Origin of the sequence: Enterobacter cloacae complex sp. SYL003 (genome assembly GCF_049236925.1) — a bacterium.
Classification (GTDB): Bacteria; Pseudomonadota; Gammaproteobacteria; order Enterobacterales; family Enterobacteriaceae; genus Enterobacter; species Enterobacter intestinihominis.
The window spans coordinates 18467-33371 of the sequence record NZ_JBMKJK010000005.1; the positions used below are offsets into that span (position 1 = coordinate 18467).

The 14905-nt window shown below is 50.2% G+C and carries 14 protein-coding genes; 9 read left to right on the forward strand and 5 right to left on the reverse strand.

Features of this window, described 5'->3' with window-relative positions; all coding sequences use genetic code 11:
* Positions 1-311 precede the first annotated feature (311 nt).
* The 7 genes from ACOT1A_RS07900 (at position 312) to ACOT1A_RS07930 (ending at position 7349) form a co-directional block, all read left to right on the forward strand.
* The gene (locus ACOT1A_RS07900; protein ID WP_023299349.1) at positions 312-923 is read left to right on the forward strand and encodes a fimbrial protein; all 612 of its coding nucleotides are present in this window, start codon (positions 312-314) and stop codon (positions 921-923) included.
* Between the two features lie 85 nt (positions 924-1008).
* Positions 1009-1752 carry a fimbrial chaperone gene (locus ACOT1A_RS07905; RefSeq protein ID WP_063853352.1) on the forward strand — a complete coding sequence of 248 codons (744 nt, stop codon included), beginning with the start codon at positions 1009-1011 and terminating at the stop codon, positions 1750-1752.
* 81 nt (positions 1753-1833) lie between these two features.
* Positions 1834-4428, forward strand: coding sequence for an outer membrane usher protein (locus ACOT1A_RS07910; protein WP_276170084.1), 2595 nt, complete (start codon positions 1834-1836; stop codon positions 4426-4428).
* A 38-nt stretch (positions 4429-4466) separates the two neighbouring features.
* Positions 4467-5036: a fimbrial protein gene (locus tag ACOT1A_RS07915; RefSeq protein ID WP_032671560.1), complete on the forward strand. Its 570-nt coding sequence runs from the start codon at positions 4467-4469 to the stop codon at positions 5034-5036.
* A 26-nt stretch (positions 5037-5062) separates the two neighbouring features.
* A complete protein-coding gene (locus ACOT1A_RS07920) occupies positions 5063-5626 on the forward strand; it encodes a fimbrial protein (protein ID WP_276170083.1) in 564 nt (187 codons plus the stop codon).
* 14 nt (positions 5627-5640) lie between these two features.
* Positions 5641-6243: a fimbrial-like protein gene (locus ACOT1A_RS07925; RefSeq protein ID WP_069596244.1), complete on the forward strand. Its 603-nt coding sequence runs from the start codon at positions 5641-5643 to the stop codon at positions 6241-6243.
* A gap of 20 nt (positions 6244-6263) precedes the next feature.
* A complete protein-coding gene (locus ACOT1A_RS07930) occupies positions 6264-7349 on the forward strand; it encodes a fimbrial protein (RefSeq protein WP_050483641.1) in 1086 nt (361 codons plus the stop codon).
* A 3-nt stretch (positions 7350-7352) separates the two neighbouring features.
* On the opposite strand, the gene ACOT1A_RS07935 is transcribed toward ACOT1A_RS07930, so the two are convergent.
* From ACOT1A_RS07935 to ACOT1A_RS07950, 4 genes are all read right to left on the reverse strand, one after another.
* Positions 7353-8600, reverse strand: coding sequence for a polysaccharide deacetylase family protein (locus ACOT1A_RS07935; protein WP_032670914.1), 1248 nt, complete (start codon positions 8598-8600; stop codon positions 7353-7355).
* Positions 8601-8663: 63 nt separating this feature from the next.
* Positions 8664-9104 carry a PTS sugar transporter subunit IIA gene (locus tag ACOT1A_RS07940; RefSeq protein ID WP_276170082.1) on the reverse strand — a complete coding sequence of 147 codons (441 nt, stop codon included), beginning with the start codon at positions 9102-9104 and terminating at the stop codon, positions 8664-8666.
* 105 nt (positions 9105-9209) lie between these two features.
* The gene (locus ACOT1A_RS07945; protein ID WP_022647074.1) at positions 9210-9980 is read right to left on the reverse strand and encodes an ABC transporter permease; all 771 of its coding nucleotides are present in this window, start codon (positions 9978-9980) and stop codon (positions 9210-9212) included.
* The gene (locus ACOT1A_RS07950) at positions 9977-10903 is read right to left on the reverse strand and encodes an ABC transporter ATP-binding protein (RefSeq protein WP_003856300.1); all 927 of its coding nucleotides are present in this window, start codon (positions 10901-10903) and stop codon (positions 9977-9979) included. The genes ACOT1A_RS07945 and ACOT1A_RS07950 overlap by 4 nt, the downstream gene beginning before the upstream one ends.
* 107 nt (positions 10904-11010) lie before the next feature.
* Between ACOT1A_RS07950 and can the strand changes: the two genes are divergently transcribed.
* The gene (gene can, locus ACOT1A_RS07955) at positions 11011-11673 is read left to right on the forward strand and encodes a carbonate dehydratase (RefSeq protein ID WP_003856301.1); all 663 of its coding nucleotides are present in this window, start codon (positions 11011-11013) and stop codon (positions 11671-11673) included.
* A 64-nt stretch (positions 11674-11737) separates the two neighbouring features.
* On the opposite strand, the gene hpt is transcribed toward can, so the two are convergent.
* Positions 11738-12274, reverse strand: a complete 537-nt coding sequence (gene hpt / locus ACOT1A_RS07960) for a hypoxanthine phosphoribosyltransferase (protein WP_003856303.1) — start codon at positions 12272-12274, stop codon at positions 11738-11740.
* Between the two features lie 206 nt (positions 12275-12480).
* Between hpt and ACOT1A_RS07965 the strand changes: the two genes are divergently transcribed.
* Positions 12481-14871, forward strand: a complete 2391-nt coding sequence (locus ACOT1A_RS07965; RefSeq protein ID WP_063163127.1) for a glucose/quinate/shikimate family membrane-bound PQQ-dependent dehydrogenase — start codon at positions 12481-12483, stop codon at positions 14869-14871.
* Positions 14872-14905: the final 34 nt, after the last annotated feature.

Below are 14905 nucleotides of genomic sequence, written 5' to 3' on the forward strand. Positions count from 1 at the left end.
TTATAAATTACCCGACAAATAGGTTGGGTAATTTATACATAATTAAAATGAATAGCATTCTTTTTATATATTTTTATTAATATATTCAAGTCACCCTGCTGAACACCTGCTCATCAAAATGATGAACAATTATTATCATTCACTATTAAATAATCATATTGACTTAAAGATCGTTTAAGTATTTCTAACGCCTAACGGCTTCTCACAACCATTACTCATCACTTAGAATCCTTTTCCCGAAGCATCTGTTCGGAACGAACATAAGCCTTGCTTATGTTCACTTTTCTAGCATTTAAATATGGATATAAAAAATGTCTTTTAATAAATTAGGTCTGGCAACTGTAGTAGCAATGGTTCTGAGTGCGGGTTCTGCAATGGCAGCTGATATTCCTTCAGATACAGGCACTATTACTTTCCACGGTATGGTTTCTAATAACACCTGTAAAGTATCCCTGGATCAGAAGATTGACCAGGATGGTAATGATTTTGACGTTAACCTGGATACCGTGTTTGTAAAAGACTTCGCTAATGCGCTGGGTACCACCAGCACCCTGGGAGAAAAGAAATTCTCCCTCACCCTGACAGGTTGTGATTCTGCTACCGTCAACCAGGCATCTGCTCAGTTTGATTCCTGGGCGGGTTCTTCTTCAACTTCCGGCGGTCTGCTGGTTCCACCATCAAATACTCAAGGCGCCGCTAAAAACGTCAATCTGGTACTGTCAAACGATGGCAACTCCGCTACCGATCAGATCAAACTGGATCAGACCAACAATACCCAGAAAGCAACGATTGATACCACAGGCGCAGGCGCACTTTACTACCGTGTAGCGTATACCCAGGGTCAGAACTGGGATGCGGCCAACAACCCAGTGTCAGCTGGTGTGGTTCAGGCACAAGCTGCATTCACCATGATCTACGAGTAATTTTAAGCGCATAAATAAAATGCTCATATTATCCCCTGACGTACGTCAGGGGACTATTGATATCATTCCAACAGGAAGTGGAAAAATGTTAAGCACATCATTTTATAAAGGATTTAAAGCTGCCTGCTTTACAGCTGCTGCTGTCGCGTCATTCCAGGCAAGCGCAGATATCGTTATTTCGGGAACACGTATTGTTTATCAGCAGTCGCAAAAAGATGTCATCGTTTCTTTAGACAACCGTGGCAAAAAACCACTATTAGTTCAATCATGGCTGGATGACGGTCGCGATGACACCAACCCACAGGAATTAAAATTACCGTTTATTATTACTCCACCAGTATCCCGAATTGATCCGCAAAAAGGTCAATCCGTTCGGATCTCATACCTGGGTGGTTCATTGCCGCAAGATCGCGAATCCCTATTCTGGTTCAATGTGCTCGAGATTCCACCGAAGTCAAAAGTGAAAGACGGTGAAAATCCTAACCAGCTCCAGCTGGCATTCCGCACACGTATTAAACTCTTTTTCCGACCTGACGGCCTGAAAGGTACGCCAGGAGATGCAGCCGCCAAAGTAACGTGGTCACAACAAAAACAAGATAATACGCTAAACCTGATCGCACACAATGATTCCCCTTACAACGTTTCTATTTCAAATGTAAAGCTGAAATCAGCAAATAAAGAGTACCAGGTTGAGCATAAATCCATTTTACCGTTTAGTACTCAAATTATGCAGGTAAAAGGTTTAGGTAGTACTGCCACCGGCACTGTTGCTTACGAAACCATTAATGACAATGGCGGCTCTGATACTTTTGAAAGCAAAGTAAATTAATAACCGCACCACCGCCACATTATAAATATAACACGTATGAATGATTCATAGCATTCATACGACGACTTGTCTGGATGAAGCATGCTATTTCAACGATCAATTTTATGTCTCGCAATCTGTGCAGCATTTCCTCTGCATGCCAGCGAGACTGAAAAAAAAGCTGTAGACACCTCATCCGAAACAGAATCGGCCATTGAATTTAATGACCAGTTCCTTATCGATAATGGTGGAGGTATCAATGTCGATCGTTATGCTTATGGCAACCCAGTTCTGCCAGGTACTTACCGTGTAAAAGTGAATTTGAATGGCAATTCAAAATCCACGGTCGAGATGACATTCATTGATAACAAAACGCCACGTGCCTCAGCATGTCTGACTAAACTCACGCTGACACAGGCAGGCGTTGATACCAGCATATTAGGCGATGATGTCAAAAACGACGAAACGTCTTGCGTAGATATCAAAAAATATTATCCCGGTGCTTCTGAAAATTTTGATAGTAGCAAGCAGGAAATGGATCTTAATTTCCCGCAAATCTACGTGCTTAAGCTTCCAGCAGGGTATGTCGATCCTTCATTATGGGATAATGGTGTTCCGGCCGGATTACTCTCATACGATCTTAATACCTGGCACAGCGAGTCAAACGGCACCAATTCAGATACCGCTTATGCGGGCTTGCATTATGGCCTGAACGTGGGGCCGTGGCGTTTACGTTCTCGCGGCAGTCTGAACTGGGACAGCGATAATGGCACACATTATTCCAGCCAGGATATCTACCTCCAGCGAGACATCACACCACTTAACGCACAGATGGTAATGGGTGATTCCTACACACGCGGTGATGTCTTTGACTCGGTGAGCCTGCGTGGTGCGCGTATGTATAACGATGACCGCATGCTCCCGGAAGGCACCTCTGGCTACGCGCCAGTAATTCGTGGTGTGGCAAACAGTAACGCCAAAGTTAGCGTAACGCAAAGCGGCAATAAAATTTATGAAACCACCGTTCCACCCGGTGCTTTCGAGATCAATGACCTCAGTACAACAGGCTATGGCAATGATTTGATTGTCACTGTAGAGGAAGCCGATGGAAGTAAACGGACGTTTACCGTTCCGTTCTCCTCAGTTACACAAATGCTCCGCCCAGGCTCCAGCCGCTGGGATGTGGGTTTAGGTGAGCTGAATGATGATTCATTGCACGATAAGCCAAACGCTGGCTACGCAACTTACGCGTATGGTCTGAATAATACCTTTACCGGTTACGTGGGTGCGCAATATACGGATATGGATTTCTACGCCGGCCTGCTTGGTCTGGCTATGAATACCCGTATTGGTGCATTCGCATTAGATGTTACCGGGTCCTATGCCGATATCGACGGGCTGGACACGCTTAAAGGGCAAAGTTATCGGCTGACCTACAGCAAAATGCTTGAAGCTACTAACACATCTCTTAACGTGGCAGCTTATCGCTTCTCTACAGAAGATTATCTCAGCCTTAACGATGCCGCCTCATTGCAGGACAGTATTCATCACGAGGAATATGGCAATCGATCTTATGACAGCAATGCCGAGCTTTATGCTGATTATCAGCGTACCAAAAACCAGATACAGGTCAGCCTGAACCAGCCATTGAATGTTAACGGTGATGAATACGGCTCACTCTATATTAGCGGTACCTGGCAGGATTACTGGAATGACTCCAGCTCCACTTCCGACTACAGCGTGGGTTACAACAATAGTTTTGCTTACGGTAGCTATAGCGTTTCTGTGCAACGCACGTACAACGAAACAGGGGAAAAGGATGACAGCGTTTATTTAAACGTCAGTATTCCATTCAGCATATTCAATAAAGATAGCGCGCAGTCAGGCGGATTCAATAACGTCAACATGAGCCTGCGCACTGATTTAAAAGGCGGTACCAGTTTTAACTCTACGGCAAGCGGCAACTCCAAAAACAGTGAAGTGAGCTATTCCGTTAGCGCCTCATCAAGCGGGGGCAACTACGGCAACCTGAACCAGGTCAGTGGCTATAGCTCATGGAACAGTCCTTACGGGCCGCTCGGTGTCTCAGCGTCCTTTGGCGATGACAATAGTAAACAGTATTCCGCGAGTTATAACGGCGGAATGGTTGTCCACTCGGGTGGCGTTGTATTTACATCCGGCAGTATCGGCGAAACGGATTCACTTGCGCTGGTAAAAGCAAGTGGCGCTACGGGTGCTCGGCTGGGTTACGGCCAAAGCCGCATTAACAGTTCCGGGTACGGGATTATGCCGTATATGTCAGCCTATAGAGAAAACCGAGTATCGCTCGATATCAGTACTCTCGAAGCAGACGTTGAAATCAAAAATACCAGCGCAGTTGCCGTACCTCGCAATGGCTCCGTTGTATTAGTGAATTTTGAAACGGATGAAGGTCGTTCGCTTGTTCTGGAATTACAACGATCTGATAACGGCTTTATTCCGCTAGGTGCAGACGTTCTGAATGAGAAAAACGAATCTATCGGAACGGTAGGCCAGGCAGGACAAGCTTATGTACGCGGTGTGGAAGACAAAGGCGCTCTCCGGGTGGTATGGGGAAGCGATGGATCCAGCTCTTGCACGGTGCATTATCAGATTCCTGAAAATGCGAAGAAAGCAGGCTTAACCACGATTCTGAGTAATCAACAGTGCCAAATGTAATGATATTAAAACAGGGAATCACACCCATGGGAAATAATATGAAGAAAAATCATTGCGGTTATTCATTAATCGCATTAGCAATGTTAGCGATGTCAGGTTCTGCTGCGGCAGCCGATCTCAATGTTAACTTCACTGCCAATATCCGCGAAACCACCTGCGATATGAAACTGGTCGGCGGTACGGGTTCAGATACGCAGCAAACGCTGACTATCGGTAATAACGGTCAGGTACGTTTAGATGATGTCAAAGCCGGAACGGCAAATGCCAATTTCAAAATCGTGCTCGTTGAATGCCCGGCATCACTGACCTCATTGAAAACCAAAGTATCGGGAACAAGATCTGGATATTTATACTCAGGCCTTGTTAACCAAATACAAAAAATCGACGGAGGTGCAGACTTCTCTGCTGTTGAGATTGCCAGAGCCAGCGCACCGGATGCCCCGTTTATCATTAACTCTGAGGACGATAACGAGCGCCTGGTCTGGAGTCCAACAGAAATCCAGAATAAGGAAGTTGCTCTGGTGGCCACCTTACGTGAAACACAGGAAAACAGGATGACCATAGGTGATTTTCAGGCCGTGGCGACCTTTGAATTTATCTACGAGTGATTAGTGCAGGAAAACGGAGCAACATTATGAAATTCAATTCTACTTTTATCGCCCTGTCCGTTTCTGCTCTTCTGTTCTCGGGAATGGCAAGCGCAGCTATTACAGGCACCCCTAGTGTCGAATTAACGATTAAATCAAAAATTGTATCAGGCACATGTACCGCAAAAGTACTTAACGATGCAGGCACAGCCTCCACTGAAATTGCGTTCGGCGACGTATACAAATCCGATCTGGTGAACAAAACCCGAGTCGAGCCGCTCAAGATTAGTTTCACCAACTGTTCTGGAGTAACCAAGGCAACGGTGTCCGCTGCGAAAGGCGCTGGTGGTGAATGCAGTGGCGTCAACAAGACGGGTGATTCTTACTCTGGCGGCTTAGCAACGGGCTTTGAGATCTGGTCGGGTGTTGTCGATACTGGCGAGCTTATGAGCTGTAACACGCCTCCGGCTGCTAAGGATGTCACCATTACTGATGGTACCGGTGAATTCCCGATGAATTCCCGTATCGTTATCGTGCAAGGCCAAACCATTGCTGATGTAGGCGCGGGGGCGGTTACTGCGCCAGTCACGTTTACTATCGCTTATCCATAAGACCAGGAACCAGTATGCAACAATCACCGTTCACTTTATACCAGCCCGGTCTTGTGTTGCTTATGGGCTTGGCTGGTGGCATCTTGCCTGGCGTAAGCCAGGCAAGCTCAGGATTAGACGTAAATATTACCGCTAACATTGTTAATAGCACCTGTAAGATGACCGTGGAAAATGACGGCGAAATTTATCTCCCCAATGCGATGCGCAGTTGGTTTTATAACCCGGATGGTAGCGATCGTTTTACTGCAACCGATGATGCAGGCGGTACGCCTTTTAAGATCCATGTAGATGATTGCTATGGAGACAGCGGTACGGCTAAAAAGCTGAGTTTTAGCTTTTCGCCGCAGTCGGGTTTCTGGCCAGGACAAAATCAGGTTTTCAAAAGTGATGATACCGCCGCAGGCGCGGCAAAAAATGTCGGCGTCGTCGTTTTCTCAGAAAAATATAAAAAGAATGTTTTAAACAACGACGGCACGTCAAAAATCACTTTTGACGTAAGCGGTCAGGATACTGCATTTTTAACGGATTATCAGTTCTATGCCCGATATCAAAATATTGGCGTAGTGGCTGGTGGTGTCGTTACCAGTAAAGTATTGGTTGACGTCACTTACGAATAATAATCAGAACAGGAAAAAGGATGAGAATGTTCAACTTTATAAGACAGGGTTTCAACGTGAAAGGCACAATGGCGTTTGCCATGGCGAGCGCGTTATTAACCCTCAGCCACTCCTGCTGGGCAGATGAGTGCCGCATGAATAATGGAAAAGGCGGCACAACCACGCTGATCAATTCTGACTACTCAGGTGGCACCGTACGTCTTCCCCCTCCGGGTAATTATGCCAGTACTCTTTTTAACGTTAACCTGACACCAGGCATTCAGGCCGAATGTGGTATGGGGGACGATGGTTTTAACCTCGTGTCACAAACAAACCCGACCTTGCTGATGGGGAGCAGTTATGGCAGGGCTATGTTTGAAACAAATATTCCGGGGATTTATTATTCCGTAAGGGTGCACACCGCAGAAAGCGATGGAGGCATGGGTGGTTACTTCGCTATGAATACTACTGGCTGGACTACCGTTGCATCCTCAGGTAAGTCTGACCCCTGGGATAGAAAATGGATAAACACCTCAGTTCAAATTTATATTGATGAAGGTTACAGAGGCAACCCGAACAAAGAAACCGCAATCAGACCCAAACCCGGCACTCTGGGTAAAATGGCTATTGGTAATCCAGATGATACTAACAACCGACCATGGACATTTGTGGTCAACGAGGACTCATTCCAGATCCCGATCGTTCTTCCAACCTGCGACATGGCCATGCTATCGGATGGTACTAATAATGTTAACCTGGGAGAATATTATGTTTCAGACATTAAAAACAATCGGGTTAAGGATATCCCTTTTTCCATTAGCTTAAGCAATTGTACCGGTGTGGCAAATATCACAACCAAACTCACCACCTCAAAGCTAACCGGAAAAAATAATGATCTTCTTGGTAATACGCTTTCGTCCGGAGCTGAGGGCGCAGGCGTGAAAATCATGTATAACGGAACCTCTCAACTTCTGCCGAATAATCCTGACTCATCCTATGTCATAACGGATTACCAAACCCCTGAATCCAAGCAAATTAATTATGTTGCTCAACTGGTAGCAAACGGAAACACAGTGAAACCGGGGTCGTTTAAAGCCACCGGCGTATTCACCCTTTCATACGACTAACCGCTATCCCTGCGGCTGATTACTGATCAGCCGCGACATCGTCTCCAGTGAATCCGTTCTTAAGATATACAAACGCTTCAACAGGAACGGATTATCCCCCGGCTTCACCTTCCCTTTCATCGTCGTCACTGCCAGATGAAAACCAGCGTCATTCGCTGCCTTTATCGCTTTATTGTCATAGCCGCCAAACGGATAAGACACATACAACACGCGCGGGTTGAACTGCGCCAGTGCACGACGTGAGCGTTCAAAATCAAACAGGATCACGTGATAGCTACGGCTCAACAGGATGGGGTGTTTATAGCCATCCACGCGATGCAGGAAATGAGTGTGAGACTGAATGTCGAACACATCCTGGATGCCCTTAATTTCCTGAACGCTCATAAACTGCAGCGATTTTGGATCCCACTTCTGCGGATGGCCTTTGATTCGGGATGAAATAATAAACGCCGTCGCGTTGAAGCCATACTCTTTTAGCACCGGATACGCATAGCGGCTCACCGATTTAAGGCCATCATCAAAAGTGATCACCACCGCTTTCGCGGGCAGGTTCATCTTGTTACGTACGTACCCTTCAAGCTGGTACATCGTCAGCGTGGTATAGCCCTGATCGCGTAACCAGGCCATCTGATTATTAAACGCACGTACGCTGGTCGTCGTGGAGGTATGTCGAAAACGGGTGTTCTCTTCATCACGCAAAATATGATGGTAGGTCAGAACCGGTAGCCCGTTATCTTCCTGCGCATCCAGGCTGCTTACCCATGCCAGTCGATTACCGATACGGATCTGGAACCAGGTCTGGTTCAGGCGGTCTTTCAGCTTATTCAGAATCGGATAGCGAAGATTAGCGCTTAAGGTGCCAAAGGGCGCGCTTCCGCTGCTGGGGGCGTTATACACCGGCGTGTCTTTCCAGGTAATGAGGTTTTGATTACTGAGCGGCTTGTTCAAGTCACCCAGGCTATCCTCAACGCGTTGTTTGCCCTGAACTTTTTCAAGGTGGTCTTTATCAATAAACCCCGTACCGAATCCGAAACGAAATTCATAGTAATCCGCCGCGGCCGGAAAGACAGCGAGGATCTGCCCGGCGCGGACATTCCCCACATTCACAACGGCATTTCCCACCTGCGCCCAGATGGCCGCATCTTCGGTGGTTTGCATATACTGAGCAGGAAGGCCTTGCTGGCTGGTCAGGCTGGCAGACGCACCACCGGAAACCACGAGCAGAAGGATAAAGATAACGCGCTTGAGCATGGAATATAAATCGACACAGAAAATCAGCCGCCATTGTAACAAAAGCGGCATCAATACCAATGTTTAATGCTTATACAGATCGTGAAGCAGAACAAAAGGCGGGTTCTTCTGCTGCTGGTGCCACAAGCTGCTCACGCCCGGCGAGCCCTGCGCCACAATGGCGTGACGAAACTCAGCGCTGCTCAACGTTGCGCGCAGCGGATACATCGCTTCGAGTAAAGGCAGGCTGATACCGAAGATTACTTCACAGTTATCGTGCTTATGGCTCATTAGGGCAGCCGCACGGTATGGCGCCGCGCCGGATCTGTCAGTGAGAAAAATCACGCCATCGCCGGTGTCGGTTTCATGCAGCGCGTCACACATCATCCGGCTGAGCATATTGGTGCTCAGCCCTCGCCAGTAATTTACCGCACGACATTGCGCCAGGGGGCCAAATCGGGCCTCCAGCTTAAGCAGCATTTCCTGTGCCTCTTCATCGTGGCAGGTGATCACCCATCCCAGCATAACGTCTCTCCTTAGCAGGCGAGTAGTTTATCCAGGTGAAGGTTAGTTTACGGTGATAACTGTCAAAGAAAGTGCCCGGCAAACAGAACGTCGCCGGGCAGAAGGTTAGCTACGCAGCCCGCGTCCGCGCTGGATCAGATACCAGCACAGCAGATAGAATGCCACGATAAACACCACCAGCACCACAACGGTGGTGAACAGCGGGACATCGGCAATGCCGAGGAAGCCAAAGCGGAAGCCGCTGATCATGTAGACAATCGGGTTCAGGTGCGACAGCGCCTGCCAGAACGGCGGCAACAGCGTCAGGGAGTAAAACACCCCGCCCAGATAGGTCAGCGGCGTCAGCACGAAGGTCGGGATCAGGCTGATGTCATCAAACGTTTTAGCAAACACCGCGTTCAACAGCCCAGCGAGGGAGAACAGGATCGCCGTCAGCAATAATGTGAGCGCCACGAACAGCCACGAATGCACCTGGAACGGGACGAAGAACAACGAAATCGCCGTCACCAGAATCCCCACGCACAGCCCGCGCGCTACGCCGCCGCCCACGTAACCGGCGATGATCACATGCGTTGGCACCGGGGCCACCAGCAGCTCTTCAATGTTGCGCTGGAACTTGGCGCTAAAGAACGACGACGCCACGTTCGCGTAAGCGTTGGTGATCACCGCCATCATGATCAGGCCCGGCACGATAAACTGCATATAGGTAAAACCGTGCATCTCACCAATGCGGGAGCCAATCAGGTTACCGAAAATGATGAAGTAGAGCGTCATGGTGATCACCGGCGGCACCAGGGTTTGCACCCAGATACGCATAAAGCGGTTAATCTCTTTTGCCCAGATGCTTTTCAGCGCGACCCAGTAAAGATGCGTCATGCCTTGTCTCCTTGTTTGTCGTGCACCAGAGAGACAAACAGCTCTTCCAGTCGGTTTGCTTTGTTACGCATGCTTAATACCTGAATGCCCTGCGCACTCAACTGTGAGAACACGCTGTTGATACCCTGCTCGCGCAGCACTTCTACCTCCAGCGTCGAGGTATCGACCAGGCGATAGTTGTAGCCCTCCAGTTTCGGCAGCGCGCTTTTCGCCGCCAGATCGAGGATAAAGGTCTCTGATTTGAGCTTGGAGAGCAGATTCTTCATCGAGGTGTTTTCCACCAGCTCACCGTGCTGAATGATGCCGATATTGCGGCACAGCATTTCCGCCTCTTCCAGGTAGTGCGTGGTCAGAATGATGGTGGTGCCTTTATCGTTCAGATCTTTCAGGAAACCCCACATGGAGCGACGCAGTTCAATATCCACGCCAGCAGTAGGCTCATCAAGGATAAGCAGCTTTGGCTCGTGCATCAGCGCGCGGGCAATCATCAGGCGGCGCTTCATCCCCCCGGACAACATCCGCGCGCGTTCGTTACGCTTCTCCCACAGGTCGAGCTGTTTCAGATACTTTTCGCTGCGCTCAAGCGCCTCTTTGCGCTCAACGCCATAATAACCCGCCTGGTTAACAACAATCTGCTGTACCGTCTCAAACGGGTTGAAGTTGAACTCCTGCGGCACCAGCCCCAGCTGACGCTTGGCGTTGACCACATCTTTTTGCAGATCGTAGCCAAACACGCTGACGCGGCCGGAGGTTTTGTTGACCAGCGAGCTGATGATCCCGATGGTGGTGGATTTCCCCGCCCCGTTCGGCCCCAGAAGCGCGTAGAAATCTCCCGCTTCGACTTTAAGATCTATCCCGCGCAGCGCCTGAACGCCCCCCGGGTAGGTTTTTTTGAGCTGTTCAAGCTCCAGTGCAATCGCCATGAATTCAACTTACCTTAAGTTCTGACACACGTTGTGTGGTTTCATTAAAAGTCGGGTTACCCTATAGTAGCGCAACGCAATCACTTGGTTACAGGTCGCTAACCTCCATGAACGACATAGATACACTCATCAGCAACAATGCACTATGGTCAAAAATGCTGGTGGAGGAAGACCCCGGATTTTTTGGAAAACTCGCGCAAGCGCAGAACCCGCGCTTTCTCTGGATTGGATGTTCTGACAGCCGTGTCCCCGCCGAACGTCTGACGGGTCTTGAACCTGGCGAACTGTTTGTTCACCGCAATGTGGCTAACCTGGTTATTCATACCGATCTCAACTGCCTTTCGGTTGTGCAGTACGCCGTTGACGTTCTTGAGGTTGAGCACATCATTATTTGTGGCCACTACGGCTGCGGCGGCGTGCAGGCGGCGGTCGAAAACACAGAGCTGGGGTTAATCGATAACTGGCTGCTGCACATTCGTGATATCTGGTTCAAACATAGCTCACTGCTGGGCGAAATGCCGCAGGAGCGCCGTCTCGACACCCTGTGTGAGCTGAACGTAATGGAGCAGGTCTATAACCTGGGCCACTCGACGATTATGCAGTCTGCCTGGAAACGCGGGCAGAAGGTCTCCATCCACGGCTGGGCGTACGGTATACACGACGGTCTGCTGCGCAATCTGGAAGTGACCGCCACCAACCGCGAAACGCTGGAACAGCGTTACCGCTCGGGAATTGCCAACCTCAAGCTTAAGCATGTGAACCATAAATAACAAAGCCGGGGGTTTTCACCCTCTCCCTGTGGGAGAGGGCTGGGGTGAGGGCATCAGCCCGCAATTATTCGTCCAGAATCACTACTTTCCCAACATACGGCAGATGGCGATAACGCTGCGCGTAATCAATGCCGTAACCCACCACGAATTCGTCCGGGATGGAGAAACCAACGAACTCCACCGGCACCTGCACTTCACGGCGCTCAGGCTTATCCAGCAGGGTACAAATCGCCAGTGATTTTGGTTCACGCAGGCTCAGGATCTCACGCACTTTAGAGAGCGTGTTGCCGGAGTCGATGATGTCCTCAACAATCAACACATCTTTGCCACGAATATCTTCATCCAGATCTTTCAGGATTTTCACATCACGGGTTGTGGACATGCCGCTGCCGTAACTGGAGGCGGTCATAAAATCGACCTCGTGCGGCACCTGCACTTCACGGCACAGGTCTGCCATGAACATGAAAGAACCACGCAACAGACCGACCAGCACCATTTCGCTGCCGCTGTCCTTGTAATGTTCGGTGATTTGACGACCCAGTTCGGCGATACGCGCTTTGATCTCGGCTTCCGGGATCATCACTTCAACAGTATGTTTCATATTACTAACCAAATGATTTTAGTGAAAATCTCTCAATGCGGATGACTCTCGCTCCGGCATCGATACGCAAGCCAGCCATTATACCAGTAAATGGATTGCCCTGGCGTATGAGTTATAAAAAGCAATATTTGTGATTCCGATCACAGTTGTTAATACCTATAATTAATTGCTAGCAAATAATTAACAAAACTGACGAGTACTTTTCTATGGCTGAAACAAAAACTAAACAGCCGCGTCTACTGGTGACATTAACAGCCGCGTTTGCCGCATTCTGCGCGCTGTATTTGTTAATCGGTGGCGTATGGCTGGTCGCGATTGGCGGCTCCTGGTACTACCCGATTGCGGGTCTGGTTATGGTTGGCGTAACCGTCCTGCTTTTACGCAGAAAACAATCTGCTCTGTGGCTGTACGCAGCGTTACTGCTCGCAACCATGATCTGGGGCGTCTGGGAAGTCGGGTTCGACTTCTGGGCGTTGACGCCGCGCAGCGACATTCTGGTCTTCTTCGGTATCTGGCTGATCCTGCCGTTTGTCTGGCGTCGTCTGAACGTCCCTTCCAGTGGTGCTGTAGCCGGTCTGGTCGTTGCCCTGCTGATTAGTGGCGGCATCCTGACCTGGGCCGGATTCAACGACCCGCAGGAGATCCACGGTACGCTGAACACTGAATCCACACCGGCTGCGGCTATTTCGCAGGTGGCTGACGGCGACTGGCCAGCCTATGGTCGTAATCAGGAAGGTCAACGTTACTCCCCGCTGAAGCAGATCAACGCGGACAACGTGAAAAACCTGAAGGAAGCCTGGGTATTCCGTACCGGCGACCTGAAAATGCCGAACGATCCGGGTGAGCTGACCAACGAAGTGACCCCGATTAAAGTGGGCAACATGCTCTACCTGTGTACGGCGCACCAGCGTCTGTTCGCGCTCGACGCGGCCACCGGTAAAGAGAAATGGCACTTTGATCCACAGCTGAACTCCAACCCGTCGTTCCAGCACATCACCTGCCGCGGCGTCTCTTACCACGAAGCGCGCGCTGATAATGCCAGCCCGGAAGTCATTGCCGACTGTCCTCGCCGCATTATGCTGCCGGTGAACGATGGCCGCCTGTTTGCCATCAACGCTGAGACCGGTAAGCTGTGCGAAACCTTCGCTAACAAAGGCATTCTGAATCTTCAGACCAACATGCCGGACACTACGCCGGGTCTGTATGAGCCGACCTCCCCGCCAATCATTACCGATAAAACCATCGTGATTGCCGGTTCGGTAACGGATAACTTCTCTACCCGCGAAACCTCCGGCGTTATCCGTGGTTTCGACGTGAACACCGGAAAACTGCTGTGGGCCTTCGACCCGGGCGCGAAAGATCCCAACGCGATCCCATCGGATGAACACACCTTTACCTTTAACTCACCGAACTCCTGGGCACCGGCAGCGTATGACGCGAAGCTGGACCTGGTTTACCTGCCGATGGGCGTGACCACGCCGGATATCTGGGGCGGTAACCGTACGCCGGAGCAGGAACGTTACGCCAGCTCCATCGTGGCGCTGAACGCAACGACCGGTAAACTGGCATGGAGCTACCAGACCGTTCACCACGATCTGTGGGATATGGATATGCCGTCCCAGCCGACGCTGGCGGACATTACCGTTAACGGTAAAACCGTTCCGGTGATTTACGCCCCGGCCAAAACCGGCAACATCTTCGTGCTGGATCGCAGCAACGGTAAGCTGGTTGTTCCTGCGCCGGAAAAACCGGTTCCGCAGGGTGCGGCCAAAGGCGACTACGTCACCAAAACGCAGCCGTTCTCTGATCTGAGTTTCCGTCCGGAGAAAGACCTCAGCGGTGCAGACATGTGGGGTGCCACGATGTTTGACCAGCTGGTATGCCGCGTGATGTTCCACCAGCTGCGCTATGAAGGCATCTTCACGCCGCCGTCAGAGCAGGGCACGCTGGTCTTCCCGGGTAACCTGGGGATGTTCGAGTGGGGTGGGATCTCCGTTGACCCTAACCGTCAGGTCGCCATCGCTAACCCAATGGCGCTGCCGTTCGTTTCCCGTCTGATCCCACGCGGTCCGGGTAACCCAATGGAGCAGCCTAAAGATGCGAAAGGCAGCGGTACCGAAGCCGGTATCCAGCCGCAGTATGGCGTTCCTTATGGTGTGACCCTGAATCCGTTCCTTTCTCCGTTCGGTCTGCCGTGTAAACAGCCTGCCTGGGGTTACATCTCCGGTCTGGATCTGAAGACCAACAAGATCGTCTGGAAGAAACGTATTGGTACGCCACAGGACAGCATGCCGTTCCCGATGCCTGTTCCAGTGCCGTTCAATATGGGTATGCCAATGCTGGGTGGCCCAATCTCCACCGCCGGTAACGTGCTGTTCATCGCGGCAACCGCAGATAACTACCTGCGCGCGTACAACATGACCAACGGTGAAAAACTGTGGCAAGGCCGTCTGCCAGCCGGTGGACAGGCTACGCCGATGACCTATGAAGTGAATGGCAAGCAGTACGTTGTCATCTCCGCAGGTGGTCACGGTTCGTTTGGCACGAAGATGGGCGACTATATTGTCGCGTATGCACTGCCTGACGACGCTAAGTAATGAAAAAGCCCGGTGGCGCTAACGCATACCGGGC